The 15,233-nt window shown below is 64.8% G+C and carries 13 protein-coding genes; 2 read left to right on the forward strand and 11 right to left on the reverse strand.

The window, feature by feature from the left end; all coding sequences use genetic code 11:
* The first annotated feature begins 1 nt into the window (after position 1).
* Positions 2-679 carry an isochorismatase family protein gene (locus ACFQ95_RS03260; RefSeq protein WP_422829368.1) on the forward strand — a complete coding sequence of 226 codons (678 nt, stop codon included), beginning with the start codon at positions 2-4 and terminating at the stop codon, positions 677-679.
* A 447-nt stretch (positions 680-1,126) separates the two neighbouring features.
* On the opposite strand, the gene ACFQ95_RS03265 is transcribed toward ACFQ95_RS03260, so the two are convergent.
* Genes ACFQ95_RS03265 through ACFQ95_RS03305 form a run of 9 tightly spaced genes read right to left on the reverse strand, consistent with a single transcriptional unit; the run spans position 1,127 to position 11,641 of the window.
* On the reverse strand, positions 1,127-2,299 hold the full coding sequence (locus tag ACFQ95_RS03265) for a CMD domain-containing protein (RefSeq protein ID WP_422829369.1): 1,173 nt from the start codon (positions 2,297-2,299) through the stop codon (positions 1,127-1,129).
* Between the two features lie 31 nt (positions 2,300-2,330).
* A complete protein-coding gene (locus tag ACFQ95_RS03270) occupies positions 2,331-3,650 on the reverse strand; it encodes an acyl-CoA thioesterase/BAAT N-terminal domain-containing protein (RefSeq protein WP_422829370.1) in 1,320 nt (439 codons plus the stop codon).
* A gap of 4 nt (positions 3,651-3,654) precedes the next feature.
* Entirely contained in the window at positions 3,655-5,229 is a 1,575-nt protein-coding gene (locus tag ACFQ95_RS03275) for an ABC transporter substrate-binding protein (RefSeq protein ID WP_422829371.1), read from the reverse strand.
* Between the two features lie 42 nt (positions 5,230-5,271).
* The gene (locus tag ACFQ95_RS03280; protein WP_422829372.1) at positions 5,272-6,294 is read right to left on the reverse strand and encodes an ABC transporter ATP-binding protein; all 1,023 of its coding nucleotides are present in this window, start codon (positions 6,292-6,294) and stop codon (positions 5,272-5,274) included.
* Positions 6,291-7,307, reverse strand: coding sequence for an ABC transporter ATP-binding protein (locus ACFQ95_RS03285; protein ID WP_422829373.1), 1,017 nt, complete (start codon positions 7,305-7,307; stop codon positions 6,291-6,293). The genes ACFQ95_RS03280 and ACFQ95_RS03285 overlap by 4 nt, the downstream gene beginning before the upstream one ends.
* Complete coding sequence (locus ACFQ95_RS03290) at positions 7,304-8,221, reverse strand: ABC transporter permease (protein WP_422829374.1); 918 nt, start codon at positions 8,219-8,221, stop codon at positions 7,304-7,306. Before ACFQ95_RS03290 ends, ACFQ95_RS03285 begins: the two co-directional genes overlap by 4 nt.
* Positions 8,218-9,192: an ABC transporter permease gene (locus tag ACFQ95_RS03295; RefSeq protein ID WP_422829375.1), complete on the reverse strand. Its 975-nt coding sequence runs from the start codon at positions 9,190-9,192 to the stop codon at positions 8,218-8,220. The genes ACFQ95_RS03290 and ACFQ95_RS03295 overlap by 4 nt, the downstream gene beginning before the upstream one ends.
* Positions 9,189-10,667: a SidA/IucD/PvdA family monooxygenase gene (locus tag ACFQ95_RS03300; protein ID WP_422829376.1), complete on the reverse strand. Its 1,479-nt coding sequence runs from the start codon at positions 10,665-10,667 to the stop codon at positions 9,189-9,191. Before ACFQ95_RS03300 ends, ACFQ95_RS03295 begins: the two co-directional genes overlap by 4 nt.
* An 8-nt stretch (positions 10,668-10,675) precedes the next feature.
* Entirely contained in the window at positions 10,676-11,641 is a 966-nt protein-coding gene (locus ACFQ95_RS03305; protein ID WP_422829377.1) for a LysR family transcriptional regulator, read from the reverse strand.
* A gap of 213 nt (positions 11,642-11,854) precedes the next feature.
* On the opposite strand from ACFQ95_RS03305, the gene ACFQ95_RS03310 reads away from it, so the two are divergent.
* Positions 11,855-12,568: a nitroreductase gene (locus ACFQ95_RS03310; RefSeq protein WP_422829378.1), complete on the forward strand. Its 714-nt coding sequence runs from the start codon at positions 11,855-11,857 to the stop codon at positions 12,566-12,568.
* A gap of 13 nt (positions 12,569-12,581) precedes the next feature.
* On the opposite strand, the gene ACFQ95_RS03315 is transcribed toward ACFQ95_RS03310, so the two are convergent.
* Both ACFQ95_RS03315 and ACFQ95_RS03320 read right to left on the reverse strand, forming a co-directional pair.
* Positions 12,582-13,748, reverse strand: coding sequence for a beta-ketoacyl synthase N-terminal-like domain-containing protein (locus ACFQ95_RS03315; RefSeq protein ID WP_422829379.1), 1,167 nt, complete (start codon positions 13,746-13,748; stop codon positions 12,582-12,584).
* Positions 13,745-15,232, reverse strand: a complete 1,488-nt coding sequence (locus ACFQ95_RS03320; protein WP_422829380.1) for an AMP-binding protein — start codon at positions 15,230-15,232, stop codon at positions 13,745-13,747. The genes ACFQ95_RS03315 and ACFQ95_RS03320 overlap by 4 nt, the downstream gene beginning before the upstream one ends.
* Position 15,233 lies beyond the last annotated feature (1 nt).

Here is a 15,233-nt window from a genome sequence, read left to right on the forward strand (position 1 = left end):
TATGCATGACGTCCAGATTCGCAGCCATATTGCTGAGCGAGTGATGGCCCGCAGGGGCAAGTTCCACTGGTTTGAGCGGCTCGATCCCAAATCCACAGCCCTTGTGGTGATCGATATGCAGAGCACTTTTTGCGAACCTGGCTCACCCGCCGAAGTTGCAAGCGCAAGAGAGATCGTCAAGCCTGTTAATGCGCTCACGCGGCGCTTGCGGGAGATGGGGGTTCCGGTGGTGTGGGTTCTTCATGCCAATCAATACATTGGTGACAAGAGTGATTGGGAACTGTTTTTCAACAACGTCGTGTCGAACAAGAAACGCTCAGACCATAGGGTCAGTGTGACGCCGGGCAAGCAGTCGGTCTGGCATGAACTTGATTGCAGTCCCGAAGACCTGACCATCGTCAAGAACCGCTACAGCGCTTTAACGCCTGGTTCGTCTTCACTCGAACGCGTGCTTCGCAGCCTTGGCATTAACACCATACTGATTGCTGGAACCAAGACAAACGTATGCTGCGAGAGCACCGCCCGTGACGCGATGATGATGGATTTTCAGACCATCATGGTCTCCGATTGCTGCGCCGCTCTTTCTGACGAAGAGCATCTTGCAACGCTGGAGACATTCATCCAGCAGTTTGGTGACGTGATGGACTCCGATACGGTTGTTCAGCGATTGCAGGCATAACTTGAGCTGGGAGCGGCATAGTGCCCATATCGAGACAAGGACCGTGATCTTAATTCGGGCCTTGTCAACACCGTCTGCATAGCGAAAAAGCAAGTCATTGGCTCTTGTTTGGCGAGGTCATTCATGACGAGCCCGACCGAATGCTTGAGCGCCATGGCTTTGTTCAGCGTTTAGCTCGAACAGCCGTAAAAATGCCCGCGCTAGGCGGGCATTCGAAAATTGGCCGTGGGCTCTTACGCGACCCACGTTTACGGACACTCTTGTGCAGGTGCTTTTTTTGTTTTTATCGTCGTAAAAAGCACTTGTTCGACGTGCCGCCGTGAGATTCGGCTTTGCCTGGCCAGGCGCTTCGAAAGAGGCCTTGGCGTTTCGAAGAGGCGCGAGTTTAACACAAAATAAAAATGAGCTTATTTTTGTGTACAGACCTGGCTCTGCCAGGCATCACTTTCAGCTCGCGTAAACCGGCTCGCCCAGGTTCAGCATCAAGCGATTCGCCCAGGCAAAAATGGCCACGGCGTGGATCACGTCGAGCACTTCCAGGTTCGACAGGCCGGCTGCACGCACGGCCTGCAACTGTGCCGCACCAAAGGTGGCGGGGCGCAGTGTCAGGTCGATCGACAGTTGCACGATGGCACGCTCGCGTGTATCGGTGCCTGCGCCCTGTGGTTCGGTGAACACCTGCACGATGGTGTCGTTGCGTTTGGTGAGTTGCTCGAAGCGCTGCGCGTGCACCGAGGCGCAATACACACAACCGTTGACACGCGACACCACGGCGCTGGCCAGTTCACGCTCGGCGCGCGACAAGCCGCCCGGTGCGTACATGATGGCGTTGAAGACGATGGCACGTTCTTCCAGAATACGCGGCTGGTGCACCAGTACGCGGTAGTAGTCCGAGGTCTTGGCCTTGGGGTGGCTGGCTTCCAGCACGGCGATCTGCTCGGGTGTGGCCTGTTCCAGCGCCACCACCGGCAGCCACGATTGCCATTCCAGGGTTTCGCTGGTGTAGCCGTTGATACGTATGGGTTCACCCGGCTTGGGCAGGTTGGCGGGGTGGATAAAAGGCGCTGCTGCATCGTCCGCCACGGGGGCTGGTGTGGCGTGCAGGTCGTCACCGAGTTCGGTAATCGCTTGCAAGCCGGCGACCACGCGCAACTGGTACGACACGAAGGCGATCAATTGCGCCAGCGCTACGACTTCGGGTGTGGCCAGGCCGGCGGCGGGCAGCTTCAGCAAGGCTTCTTTGTCGCCTTCAACCGGGCGTTCCGCCAGGGTCTGGGTGAAGCGCAGTATGGCTTGCAGGCGCGGGTCTGCGCTCAGGCTGTTTATGGCTGCGCCTTCAAGTGCGGCGCTTTGTGAAGCCGTGAGGGCAGGCAAAGCGCGCAGGGCCGCCGCGTAGTGTGCCTGCAGCGCGGTGCTGCCAGCCAGCCGTGCGATGAGGTGTGCCGACAGCAGGCGCTCGGCCGGCGACGGGCCGCTCAAGGCCGGGTCAAAAATGGCGTTGTAACTGCCTTGTGTGGCGGCCACAACTTTGTCGCGTTGCTGGCGCACGGCCCAGACGGGGCTTTGTGCGGCCAATGGCACCAGGCTGTCGACCAGGTCGGTGGTGGTGGGTGTGGTCATGGTGATGTCTGTTGTTGGGTGGTAAATGGATTCAAGCTTTTGGGGCTTGTTGCGCTTTCTGCGCTTGTGTCGCCAGCTCTAGAAAACGTAGCACGCCGGCCCACGAGTTTTCATCGGCATGGGCGTTCACCGGCGGGCTGCCGCCCGTGGTGCTCTGCCGCCTGGAGACCGGGTGGGCGTAGACCAGTTGTGTGGTCGGCACATAGGGGAACACGATGGAATGGCCGCCGCCCTCGTAGTCGAGGTGCTGCACGGCGTGTGGATGTTTGAACTGCGCCAGCCGCTCGGTGACCATGCGGCTGTACAGGCTGGACGGCCACGAACCGTCGTCGCTGGCCGACAGCAGCAGCACCGGCCCGCGAATGTTTTCCACACGGATACGTGCACGCTCCACGGCCTCGGGGTCTTGCAGCGAGGTCAACAAGGCCAGCGTGTGGCGACGCGGTTGTGGGCCATCGTCCCATGGCGCCCAGGTGGCGCTGCGGTTGTTTTGCCAGACATCGGGAATCGGCTGGTCGCGGTACAACCAGGCCGGGCCTTCGCGGCCGATCGCCGGGTCACAGGCGTTCTGCGCGCAGTTCACCACGGCCGAGGGTACGTAGCCGATCACCGCCGACACAAGATGCGGGAACAGCGAGCCGAGCAACAGCACCAGTTCGCCGCCGCGCGACTGGCCGCTGAGCGCCACAAAACCATTCGCGGGTTTCAGCGTCTCGTGCATCCACTGCAACGCGGTCTCAAAGATTTCGAGCCGCGTGTTGGAGATGTAATCCGACAAGCCCGGTGCCTTGAAGTAGCCCAACGCCAAAGCCGCATAGCCGTGTGATGCGTACAGCGCCGCACGCGGTTCGTTGATGCCGCCGCCCGAGCCGTTGAGGATCAGCACCGCTGGGTGTGGGCCCGGTCCGGCGGGCAAAAACAGCGTGCCCACCAAACCACGCTCGCGCACTTCGCGTCGCGTCACACCAACGTTGGCCAGGCGTTGCACAAACTGCGTTTGCAGTACTGTCTTGTCGCCACGCTCTGCGGTGACTTCGACCGTCAACGCCGCAGCCGGCTCGGCACCGAAAACCTCGCGTGGCGCGCCTTCCGTCTCGGGCGCTTGCGACCACACCAGGCCCATGGGCGAGACGCCGCTGTAGCTGCCAGAGAGTGGCGCATCACGCTGCAGGTCTACCTGGCCCGCAGTATCGGCGGCAAAGCGCGCGGAGGATCGCCACACCACGCCCGGCCCACGCACGGTGCGGCTATGCAGCGTGACCACCTCGCCAGGCGCCAGGCCTTGCACGCTGATGTGCCGTGGCACGTCTATGAGTGCGTCGGCCGGTGTGGCCGTGAGCTGGGCGGTCATGGGTTTATTTGCCCACGCGGCTGACTTGCAGCGAGGTCGTGCGGTCGCTCAGCAACGGCACAACCTTCAGGCCCTTCTTCGCGGCCCAGATGTTTTGGTAGTGGTACAGCGGGATGTGGCCCACATCGTCGGTGACCAGTTTGGCGGAGTGGCGGAAGATGGCTTCGCGGCGCTTGGCATCGAACTCCACCGTGGCGGCGTCCAGCGCCTTGTCCACGTCTTCGTTGCTGTAGCGACCCCAGTTGTTGGAACCGCGGCCACGCTTGGCGTCGCTGGTGGCCAGGGTCTGCAGCAGGCCGTAGCCGGCTTCACCCGTGCCGTTGCCCCAGGCGATTACGCTCACGGCAAATTCGTTCTTGGTGGCGCGGCTCGAATACACCGACCATGGCACCACTTCCACCTTGGTCTTCACGCCGATGCGCGTCCAGAACTGCGCCACGGCCTGCACCGTTTCAGGCGCTTGCGGATAGCGGTCGCCGGGCACGTGGATGCTGATCTGGAAGCCTTGTGGATAGCCGGCTTCGGCCAGCAGCTTCTTGGCTTGTTCGACGTTGTACGGAATGTCTTTCACATCAGGGTTGTAGCCAAAGCTGCCCTTGGGCATCCACTGGTTGGCCTCGGTCACCGTGCCTTGCAGGATGCGGTCGACGATGGCCTTGCGGTTGATGGCAATCGACAAAGCCTGGCGCACCTTCACTTCCTGCAGCGGGTTCTTCTCCAGCGGCTTGCCCGCGTTGTCGGTGATGAACTCATTCGGGCCGGGGCGGAAGCTCGGTTGCAGCAGCAGCACACGCAGGCCGGGGTAGGTGTAGACGCTGACCGAGGGTGTCTTCTTGAGTTTTTCCACATCGGTCACGGCCACCTTGTCGATCACATCCACATCGCCGGCCAGCAGCGCGGCCGTGCGTGCGGCGCCGTTGTTGATGAAGCGGTAGTTGACCTTGTCCCACACGGGCTTGGGGCCGTAGTAGCTGGGGTTGCGCTCGAACACGGTACGATCGCCCGGTGTGTACGAGATGAACTTGTAGGGGCCGGTGCCGATCACGGCCTTGCCCGAGTTGTAGTCCTCGGTCTTGGACTTCTCACCAATATGTTTGCTCACGATGTAGATGGAGGCGATCTCCAGCGGCAACATCGGGTTGGGTGTGTTGGTCTTGATGATGACGGTTTGTGCATCCTTGGCGGTGGTTGATTCCACCGTGCGCAGCGCGCCGGAATACGAGGCCACGGTGCCCGGCACGTTGCGTGCGCGGTTGAACGAGTAGACGATGTCATCGGCCGTGAACGGCGTGCCGTCTTGCCACTTGATGTCGCTGCGCAGCTTGAATTCCCAGGTCTTGTCGTCCAGCGTTTTCCAGCTCGCGGCCAGGCCGGGTTCAAGCTTGCCGCCGTCGCGCGAGTTGACCAGCGAATCCCAGAAATGCAGCGCCAGCGAACGGTCGCCGGCGTGGTTGTTGAGTTGTGGGTCTACCGACGAAATCGGATCAGCAAAGCCGATGTTCAGCGTGCTGGTTTGTGCCGAGGCAGCACCGGCGGCCAGCAGGGCGGCGGCGAGGAGGGACAACTTGCGATGGTTCATGGAAGGTCCTTTGAAAAGTTCAGTGGAAATGGTTCGGTTTGTTCACGGCGTGTCATTGAGATGGCACGCGCTTTGGTGGTGTACGGCGATGCCGCGCAGCTTGGGCGCCTCGACGCTGCAGCGCGGCATGGCCTGCGGACATCGTGGATGGAAGTGGCAGCCGCTGGGCGGGTTGATCGGGCTGGGGATCTCGCCGCGAATGGTGTTGAAGCGTGTGCGGCGCGACTCGAAGCGCGGAATCTCGGCCAGCAGCGCCTGGGTGTAGGGGTGATTCGGGCGGGCGAAAAGTTCTTCCACCGGCGCACTTTCCACCACGCGGCCCAGGTACATCACGGCGACGCGGTCACACAGGTGCTCCACAACGCCCAGGTCGTGGCTGATGAACAAGTAGGCCAGGCCCAACTGGTCGCGCAAGTCCATGAACAGGTTCAGGATCTGCGCCTGGATGGACACGTCTAGCGCGGCCACGGCTTCGTCGCTGACCAGCATGGCCGGCTGCACGGCCAGTGCACGCGCAATGCCAATGCGCTGGCGTTGCCCGCCGCTGAACTGGTGCGGGTAGCGGTGGCGCAGGGCCGGGTCTAGCCCGGCGCGTTGCAGCTGCGCGCAGACGTAATCGTCTTCACCGGCTGCATCGGTCAAGCCATGCAGACGTGCGGCTTCACCGACGATGCGCGACACACGCAGGCGTGGGTTCAGGCTGGAGAACGGGTCCTGGAACACCATTTGCACACGCAGCCGCGCGGCCAGGCGTTGCTCGGCGTTCAGGCTTTGCAGGGCGGCGCCGTTCACATGTACCTCGCCCTCGGTGGGCGACAACAGGCCGGCGGCGATGCGCCCCAAGGTTGATTTGCCGCAGCCCGATTCGCCGACCAGGCCCACCACTTCACCGGGGCGCACGGTCAGGTCTACACCATCCACAGCGTGTGTCACCACGGGTGCCTTGGTGATGCCCACGCGGCGCAACACGCGGCCAACCGAGCCCGGTTCCGCCTGGGCACCAAAGCGTTTGCTCACGCCGCGCAGGTCGACCAGCGGTATGTCTTTGTCCATCAGCGCACTCATGCTGCGGCCTCCATCAACATCGGTGTGCCGGGGTGGAAGCAGCGGGCCAAATGGCTGGGTGTGTCGGTGCGCGGGCGGCTCATCTCGGGCATGGTTTGGCAGGCGCTGCTGGCGCGCGCGCAGCGCGGCGCAAAGGCGCAACCGGGCGGCATGTGCAGCAGATTCGGCGCCATGCCGGGAATCTGCTGCAGGCGCGCGCCGCGTTGTTTGCTCTTGCGATTGGCACTCGGCAGGCTGCCGATCAGGCCTTGGGTATAGGGGTGTTGCGGGTGATCCAGCACATCGTCCACGCTGCCGTGTTCGACGATGCGGCCGGCATACATCACGGCGATCTCATCGGCCAGGCCGGCGACCACGGACAGGTCGTGGCTGATCCAGATCAGCGCCATGCCGGTCTCGCGCACCAGCTTCTGCATCTCCGCGAGGATCTGCGCCTGTATGGTCACGTCGAGTGCGGTAGTTGGTTCATCGGCAATGATCAGGTCCGGGCCATGCAGCAGCGCAATGGCGATGGCCACACGTTGGCGCATGCCGCCCGAGAGCTGGTGCGGGTAGGCGCGCAGCCGGTCGTCCGGGCTGGGAATGCCCATGCGCGCCAGCGCCTGCGCGGCCTGCTCACGTGCCTCGGCTTTCGACACCTTGCGGTGCGCGTGTACGGCTTCCATCATTTGGGTGTCTATGCGCAGCACCGGGTTCAGCGTGGCCATGGGGTCTTGAAAGATCATGGCGATGCGGTTGCCACGCAGCGCGCGCCGTTCGCTGGCTTGTAGCTTGGTGAGGTCCTGGCCCTGGAACAAAACCTCGCCGCCGTCCACACGGCCCGGTGGGTCGACCAGGCCCATGATGGAAAAACCGGTGACCGATTTACCCGAGCCCGATTCACCCACCAGGCCCAGCACCTTGCCGCGGCCGAGTGTGAACGACACCCCGTTGACCACGGGCAGCGTGCCCGCGCGGGTATGGAACTGCGTTTGAAGTTCGCGCACTTCAAGTGTGGGGACTTCGGTGTTCATTTCTGCAGTCTCGGATTGAGCACGTCGCGCAACTGGTCACCGACCAGATTGATCGCCACGATGGTGGCGAGCAGCGCCACGCCGGGGAAGAAGCTGATCCAGTATTCGTTGGACAGCAGGTATTGGTAGCCGTTGGAGATCAACAACCCTAGCGAGGGCTCGGTGATGGGCACGCCCAGGCCGAGGAACGACAGCGTCGCCTCCAGCGTGATGGCGCGCGCCACCTGCAGCGCACCGATCACCAGCAACGGCGGCAGGCAGTTGGGCAGGATGTGGCCGGTGAGAATGCGCCAGCGCGGAATGCCCTGGCCGCGCGCGGCCTCGACATATTCGCGGTTGGTTTCCACCAGCGCCTGGCCACGTGCGGTGCGTGCGTAGTAGGCCCATTCCAGCAGCACCAGGGTGAGCACCACATTGCCCACACCCTTGCCCACGTAGGCCAGGATCATCAGCGCCATCAGGATGGTGGGGAAGGACAGCAGCAGGTCGACCAGGCGCATCAGCACCGCATCCACCTTGCCACCGGCATAGGCGGCGAGCAAACCCACCAGTGTGCCCAGTACCGCCGCGATGGCCGCCGAGCCAATGCCTACCAGCAGGCTGATGCGCAGGCCATAGATGATGGCCGAGTACAAATCGCGGCCCTGGCCGTCGGTGCCCAGCCAGTAGGTGTAGCCGGCCGAGCTGCTGGGCGTGCCGGGTGTGAGGCGTGCGTCTAGCACGTCGAGCTGCATCAGGTCATAGGGGTTTTGCGGCGTGATCCAGGGTGCGGCAATCGCCGCCAGCACCACCAGGCCCAGGACAATCAGGCCACCCACAGCAACGCGTGAATGCAGAAAATCTGCGGCCACACGCCACCAGATGGAGTGTTCGTCGAAAGTTTTCTTGCGTGGGATATTTGTTGTTTGGTTCATCGTGCTGCTTCCAGTCGCACACGTGGATCGAGTAACTTGTAGAGCAGGTCCACCACCAGGTTCAGCGTGACGAAGATCACCACCACCACCATCAGATAGGCCACGACCACGGGGCGGTCCAGCGAGTTGATGCTGTCCAGAATCAGCTTGCCGGCGCCGGGCCAGGCGAAGATGGACTCGGTCACCACGGCATAGGCAATGGTGGCGCCAAGTTCCAGCCCCAGCACGGTGACCAGTGGGATCAGCGTGTTGCGCAGCACGTGCATGATGACCACGCGGGTGTTGGTCAGGCCCTTGGCGCGCGCAAATTTCACGAAGTCTTGCGGCAGCACTTCGCGCACCCCGGCGCGCGTCAGGCGCAGCACCAGCGAGATCTTGAACAGCGCGAGGTTGAATGCGGGCAGCAGCAGGTGCTGCAGACCGTCCCACGTGAGCCATGACCAAGCAATGCCGAACAGCTCACGCGTTTCACCACGGCCGCTGGCGGGCAACCAACCGAGCTGCACGCTGAACACCATGATGAACATCAGCGCCACCCAGAATGCGGGCAGCGAAAAGCCGACGATGCTGAATGCCATCAAGGCCTTGGAGATCGGATGATCCGGCTTCATGCCGGCAAACAAACCCAGCGGCACACCGATGACGATGGCCAGGATCAACGCGCCCACGGCCAGCTCCATGGTGGCGGGCAGGCGGTGCAAGATCAGCTTGATGGCGTCTTCCTGGTAGACAAAACTCTTGCCCAGGTTGCCTTGTACCGCGCCTTCCACAAAAGCCAGGTACTGCCGCCACAAGGGTTGGTCCAGCCCCAGGCGGGCGATGGCTTCCAGCCGCTCTTGCTGGTTCATGTCGTCGCCGATCAGGATGTCCACCGGGTTGCCGATGGCGTGCAGGCCCACGAAGACAATCACCGTCATCAGCGCGACCACCAAGGCGGCCTGCGCGATGCGGCGTAACAGCCAGCCGATCATTTAGGTTCACCTTCGTACGCGGGGAACTGAGCGGGTGTCCACTCGTCGCCAAACAGTTCCGGCTCGGCGTAGTTTTCCATTGACGCGAAGTGCGTGGCGATGTCTTCGCTGAACAGTTGGCCAGCCAGGCCTTGGGCCAGGCGTTTGGCGCCGTCGCTGATTTGCGGAATGTCGCCAGCCACCGCGCCGTGCGACAGGGCGGAGGGGTAGCAGAAGCAATGGATGCGCTCCAGGCCGGGGCAGGTGCCGGGTGTTTTTTCCTGGAATTCGAACAGCGGCCCGAGGTCGGGCGACTGGGCCAGTTCGGCATCTTCCTGGCCGGGGAGCGCCTGGTAGCGGTCTTGCCACAAACGCACGGCGCGGGCGAAGCCTGCGAACTCGGGGCGCAGGCTCCAGTCGAGGCGGAAGCCGGTGCAGAAGATCACGAAGTCGCTGGCGAGCGGGCCCTTGGCGGTGTCGAGCCGCAGTGCGCCGTCGTCCCGCAGCACCGCGCCCGACACCGGTGTGCCGATGTGGAAGTGTGCGTTGGCAAAACGCGAGACACGCAGTGTGCTGCCATGCGGCGGCGGTACTTGCTGCACGTTGATGTAGTGGCGCAGGCGCCATTTCCAGTCGTCGGGCAGGGCCCAGAAGCCTTGGGCGATGCCGGGGCTGCCGGCGCCTTTGCCTTTGTTGATGCGCGGCAGCTCGGTGCGGCGCACCAGCAGGTCTACACGTGTCGCCCCGGCCTCCAGCGCGGTGGCGGCGCTGTCCATGGCCGAGGCGCCGCCGCCGATCACGGCAACGCGTTTTCCGGCCAAGGCCTTGGCATCCCAGAGGTCCGCCGAATGCCCCCAACGATCGCGCGGCAGGCCATGTGCCCAGTCGGGCACCCAGGGGCCGCCCAGGCCGTCGCGGCCGGTGGCCAGCACGGCGTGGCGCGCCAGCACAGTGTAGATGCGGCTGGCCTGGGTGTCGTCGGCCAGATCGAGCTGCACCAGGCCGTCGGCGCGCGGCGTCACGGCCAGCACACGCTGCTGGTTTTGCACGTCAAGTTCCAGCACCTGGCGGTACCAGCGCAGATATTCGGCCCATTGCAGGCGCGGGATTTTGTCGAGTGCGGCCCAGGCCGCAAGGCCGAACTGCGCTTCAAACCAGGCGCGGAAGGTCAGGGCACCAAAGCCGAGCGCGGGGCCGGTCAGCTCTTTGGGCGAACGCAGGGTTTCCATGCGTGCGGTGGTGGCCCAGGGGCCTTCAAAGCCGGTGGGCGCGCGGTCGAAGATGCGGGCCTGCACGCCCAGGTGTTTGAGTGCTGCGGCCAGCGCCAGACCGGCCATGCCGCCGCCGACGATGGCGGTGTCCAGCACCTCCTGGCCGGCCGCTGTGCGCGTGGGCACCCAGCTTTTGCCGGGCAGGCCCAGCCAGGAGAAGTCTTGCCGCAGGCGGGCCTCCAGGGCGGCCAGGCCGGAGGTGTAAGGGGTGGGGTGGGATGACATGGCTGAACTTACTTTGCTAAGGGGGCTTGCGCGCTCTGCAGCAGCGTGGCGTGCTCGGCCACGTCGTGCTGCACAAAGCCGGGCAGGGTTGCAGCGGTGTGCAGCAGTGCCTCGACCAGTGCGCGCACCGGCGTGGTCAGTGGCCGCGATTGCGGTGTGATCACGCCGAAGAAAAACGGGATATGGGTGTCGATGGGGCGTATCACCAGGCCGTCGCTGGACGCGCCTATGGCTGTCAACGGCTCCAGCACCGCCACGCCCAGGCCGGCACGTACCAGGGCTTGGGCATTGATGGACGAGTTGGTTTCGATCAAGGCGTGGTGCCGGCCCGGTGCGCGGCCGGCCTCGGCCAGCACCGCGTCGAGCCGGTGGCGCAGACGGAAGGGATTGCTCATGGTGATCAGGCGGCGCTGCGCCAGCGCGGCCAGGGGCACGGTGCTCAGTGCGGCGAGTGCATCGTCTTGCGGCAGCATGGCCACGCAGCCGACTTCGCCTATCCAGTGCATTTGCAAACCCTTGTGTTCCAGCGGCAGGCTGCTGGCGCCCAGTTGCACGGCACCGCTGAGCACGGCGTGCACCACGTGTTCGGGCGAGGCGGTGCGCAGTTGAATCGGGCTGGGGCCGGTGTTTTGTTCCACACGTTTCAAGGCCAAGGGCAACAGCCCTACCGATAGGGCCGAGGTGGCGGCCAGCAACAATGGCTGGGCATCACCGCGCGCGATCTCCACCGCACGCTCATGGATGCGGCGCAGGCCGCTGAGGGCACGCTCGGCCTCTTCGTGCAACAGGAAACCCTGATCGGTGGGGGTGACGCGCGGGCCGTTGCGCGCAAACAGCGCATAGCCGATTTCGGCCTCCAGCTCCTGCACCAGCCGCGTGATGGCCGGTTGTGAGCGCGCCAACAACTTCGCCGCACCCGTGATGCTGCCCGTCGACATGACGGCGGCAAAGGCTTCGAGTTGGCGGAGTTCCATGCGTTCAAATCATTCAAAAAGAGAATGATGACGCATTAAGTATGTCAATGGCAAATACTAAAAAGGGATGAGCTTATATGTGGGCTTGCAGATATGCGCTTGGGTGAATGCCAGGGCGTGGCGCCCAGCCGGCGCCCTTGGCCAGCAGCTCCAAGGGCGCCGAGTTGATATAGACTTTGGTCGCTGGGCTTCTGGCCAGCGGCACTGTTTTTCATGTTCTCTCCATCTTCCGACACCCCCTCCGATAGCGCTTCCGAGGCTTTTGCCTTGTGGCTTGCATCGCGGCGCTCCGTACGCGGCTTTTTGCCCGAGGCGGTCGCCCCCGATGTGCTCAGCCGCATGATGGTGGCGGCGCGGCGTGCGCCTAGCGGCGCAAACCTGCAGCCGGGACGCTTCTGGGCGGTGCAGGGGGGGCTGCGGCAGCGGCTGTCCGACGCCTTGGTCGAGGCCTGGCGGCGTGACGGGCAGGAAGCCGAGGATTACGCATATTTTCCTGAACCCTTGCCCATGGGCTTGCGCAAGCGGCAGGCCGCTTCGGCGCAGGCGCTTTATGGCGCGCTGGGTGTGGCACGTGGTGATGCGGCGGGACGCGCGGCGCAGTTTGAGCGCAATTACCGCTTCTTCGATGCGCCCGTGGCCATCATCGTCACCATAGACCGCGACTTCGGCCCGGGCGGCTATATGGACCTGGGCATGGCGCTTTACGGCCTGATGCTGGCCGCACGGGCGGAGGGCCTGGACAGTTGCGCCATAGGCGCCATGGCCTCGTTTCCCCGGCTCATCCGCGAGACCTTGGGGTTGGACGCGCAGCAGGCGGTGGTCTGCGGCGTGGCCATTGGCCGGGCCGACCCGTTGGCACCGGCGAATGGTTGTGAAACCGTGCGTTGTGCCGAGGAAGACTACTTCCAGGTGTTAGGCGGCGACTAAGTCGCTTGCCGTTTTAACCCAGCCGCTCGACCAGCGTCGCACTGCCCAGGCCGCCCGCGCCGGCAATGGCGGCCATGCCCAGGTCGTGGCGGCTGCCGTCTCTGGCCAGATCGGCCAGCACGCGCACCAGCGCGATGGCGCCCGAGGCGCCTATGGGATGGCCGCGCGCAATGCCGCCACCACAGCGGTTGATCTGTGAAGGCGTGAGCCCCAGCGAGCGGCAAAAATCCAGACCCTGTACCGCAAAGGCATCGTGCAGTTCAATACAGGCCAGCGCACGCGCGTCGCGCACTCCGGCCTTCTGCAACACGGCCTGCGCCGCCAGGCCTGCGGCCAGCAAAGGCATGCTGGGGTCGCCGCCGAGCGAGCTGTGTGCGCGCCAGGCAAGCCGTGGCCCGCTGGCGCCTACACCCAGGCGCGAGGCTGCAGCCGCGCTCATCAGCAGCACGGCTGCGGCACCGTCGGCCTTGGGCGAGATCGCCAGCGTGCTCAAGCCGCAGCTTGCATCCGGCCCGGCGCTCAGCAGTACCGGCAAACGCGCGGCACGCACGGCTGGCATGGCGCGTGGATAACTGTCGCCCGCCATACCGGCGATGGGCACGATTTCATGCGACAGCACGGCCGCATGCAATAGCGCAGCGGCGTGGCTGGCGAGCGCGTAAGCGTCTTGCGCCTGGCGTGTCACAGCCGTGCGCGCCGCATGTTCGGCGGCCGAGGCCAGCAGATCGGGATCGCGTGAAGGGTCGGGGCAGAACGGCGGGCGCTCGAAGGGGACGGCCGCCTCGCCGGGATGCAGGGGGCGCACTTGGCGAATGGGCGAGCGGCTCCAGGCTTCTACCCCGCCGGCGAGCACCACCTCGGCCTGGCCGGAGCGTATCAGGCCGATGCCAAGTGCAACGGCGTCGAGTCCGGCGCAGCATTGGGTGTCCACGGAAAAGGTCGCGCAGCCATCCGGCAGGCCGGCCGCGAACGCCGCCATGCGGGCCGGGTTGCCACCCGCACCCAGCGCGTTGCCCAGCACCACGGCATCGACCGCAGCCGGCGCCACGCCGGCACGTGCCAACACCGCCTGCAGCACCGGAGCGGCGATGTCGTGGGCTTGCAGGCTGCGGAAGCCACCGCCGTGGGCAACAACGGCACTGCGCGCCCAAGCCGCGAAGAGGATGGCAGGGGTGCTCATGTCTGCATGCCGGCTGGCGGGGGAAGCGTTTGTTCTTCCAACAGCCGCTGCATCAAGGCCGGGTGGTCGGTCTTGCCGCCGGGTGTCAACGGCCAGTCCTGGCACACATGGAACTGGCGCGGCACTTTGAACGGCTCCAGCCTTTCGCGGCACCACGTCGCGAGTGCCTGGGCCGAGCAGCCAGGCAGTACATCGTCCGTGGCCTGGCCATGGGCGCCAGCCTGGGCCGTGGCCACCGGCTGCACCCAGGCCACCACCTGCAGTCCGCGTACCGCATCGGGTAGTCCCTGCACCGACGCGGCGGCCACACCGGGGTGGGCCATGAGGCAGGCCTCGATTTCCTCGGGGAACAGGTTTTTGCCGGCGGTCACAATCATGCGGTTCTGCCGTCCGGTCAGGCGCAGCCGTCCGGCTGCGTCGAGGTAACCCATGTCGCGCACCGAAAGCCAGCCAGCGTCTTCGCGCAGCGCGGCGGTGGGGTCGATTTCGGCGCCGACGTAGCGCGAGAACAGCATCTTGCTGCGGACGAAGATCAGACCGCTTTGTTCGTCTGCCATGCCACCCTGGCGCTGGCGGATGTCGATCTCGACCCCGGGGAAAGGCTGGCCCACGGCATTGGCAGGCGCGTGTTCGTCCGCCTCCATCCAGGCGATGAAGCTGGTCTCGGAGGCACCGTAGAACTCGACGATGCGGGCTTGCGGAAACAGCGCGCGCAGCTCTGGTGTGCGCTGGCGCATCCAGCGTGCGCCGCTGATCATCACGAGCTGAACACCGTCCATGGGCGGCAGCGCGCGCCTGCGCGCATGCTCAATCATCATGACCAATTGACTGGGGACGGCGACCAGGCTGGGCGTGTCGCCGCGTGCGAGTGTGTCCAGCGCGCGCGCCGCAGAAAAACGCGGCTGCACCACCACGCCTGCGCCGCTCCACACACCCAGCAACATGCCGAAGAGAAACAGTGAGTGCGACACGCCGCCCGGTGCTAGGAGGCGGCCGGCGGCGGCCGCGCCAAACGCCTGCAGGCAGACGCGAAAACTCTCGGCCCAGGAGCGATGGTCACGCATAAAGCCCTTGGGTGTGCCGGTGCTGCCCGAGGTGAAGCCGATGTAGAAATCGTTGTCCGGCCGGGCGCTGTGCCGGTCGCTGGGCGGACCGGCCAGTGCTTGCGCCATTGACGCACGCAGGCCGGGGGCCCAGTCGGGGTCGGCGACGGCCGCCGCGCGGCCACTGCTGGCAATGCCTAGAAAGTCGGTGAGGCGCGCCGTGACCGGCCCGTTGAGGTCAACGAAGACAATGGCCGGCGCGTGATGGTCGGCCAGTTCCCCGGCCCTTTGTGTGACGGCGGCATGCAGCTGTGCAAAGCTGATGCTCGTGCTGCCGGCCGAGGTGTTCTCGGTGATGGCGATGCGATCGGGGTGTTCACGCGCCAGGCGGGCCAGCGTGCCATGGACCAGGTCGTCACACGGCGGCAAGGTGCCGGTCATG

The organism is Variovorax sp. HJSM1_2 (assembly GCF_049316285.1).
Taxonomy (GTDB): Bacteria; Pseudomonadota; Gammaproteobacteria; order Burkholderiales; family Burkholderiaceae_C; genus Rhodoferax_B.

Bases quoted from the DNA above. Each gene is read 5' to 3' on its own strand.
- ACFQ95_RS03260 (WP_422829368.1), top strand. From the start codon at position 2: ATGCATGACGTCCAGATTCGCAGCCATATTGCTGAGCGAGTGATGGCC.
- ACFQ95_RS03290 (WP_422829374.1), bottom strand. From the start codon at position 8,221: ATGAACCAAACAACAAATATCCCACGCAAGAAAACTTTCGACGAACAC.
- ACFQ95_RS03265 (WP_422829369.1), bottom strand. From the start codon at position 2,299: ATGACCACACCCACCACCACCGACCTGGTCGACAGCCTGGTGCCATTG.
- ACFQ95_RS03270 (WP_422829370.1), bottom strand. From the start codon at position 3,650: ATGACCGCCCAGCTCACGGCCACACCGGCCGACGCACTCATAGACGTG.
- ACFQ95_RS03300 (WP_422829376.1), bottom strand. From the start codon at position 10,667: ATGTCATCCCACCCCACCCCTTACACCTCCGGCCTGGCCGCCCTGGAG.
- ACFQ95_RS03315 (WP_422829379.1), bottom strand. From the start codon at position 13,748: ATGAGCACCCCTGCCATCCTCTTCGCGGCTTGGGCGCGCAGTGCCGTT.
- ACFQ95_RS03320 (WP_422829380.1), bottom strand. From the start codon at position 15,232: ATGACCGGCACCTTGCCGCCGTGTGACGACCTGGTCCATGGCACGCTG.
- ACFQ95_RS03285 (WP_422829373.1), bottom strand. From the start codon at position 7,307: ATGAACACCGAAGTCCCCACACTTGAAGTGCGCGAACTTCAAACGCAG.
- ACFQ95_RS03280 (WP_422829372.1), bottom strand. From the start codon at position 6,294: ATGAGTGCGCTGATGGACAAAGACATACCGCTGGTCGACCTGCGCGGC.
- ACFQ95_RS03275 (WP_422829371.1), bottom strand. From the start codon at position 5,229: ATGAACCATCGCAAGTTGTCCCTCCTCGCCGCCGCCCTGCTGGCCGCC.
- ACFQ95_RS03295 (WP_422829375.1), bottom strand. From the start codon at position 9,192: ATGATCGGCTGGCTGTTACGCCGCATCGCGCAGGCCGCCTTGGTGGTC.
- ACFQ95_RS03310 (WP_422829378.1), top strand. From the start codon at position 11,855: ATGTTCTCTCCATCTTCCGACACCCCCTCCGATAGCGCTTCCGAGGCT.
- ACFQ95_RS03305 (WP_422829377.1), bottom strand. From the start codon at position 11,641: ATGGAACTCCGCCAACTCGAAGCCTTTGCCGCCGTCATGTCGACGGGC.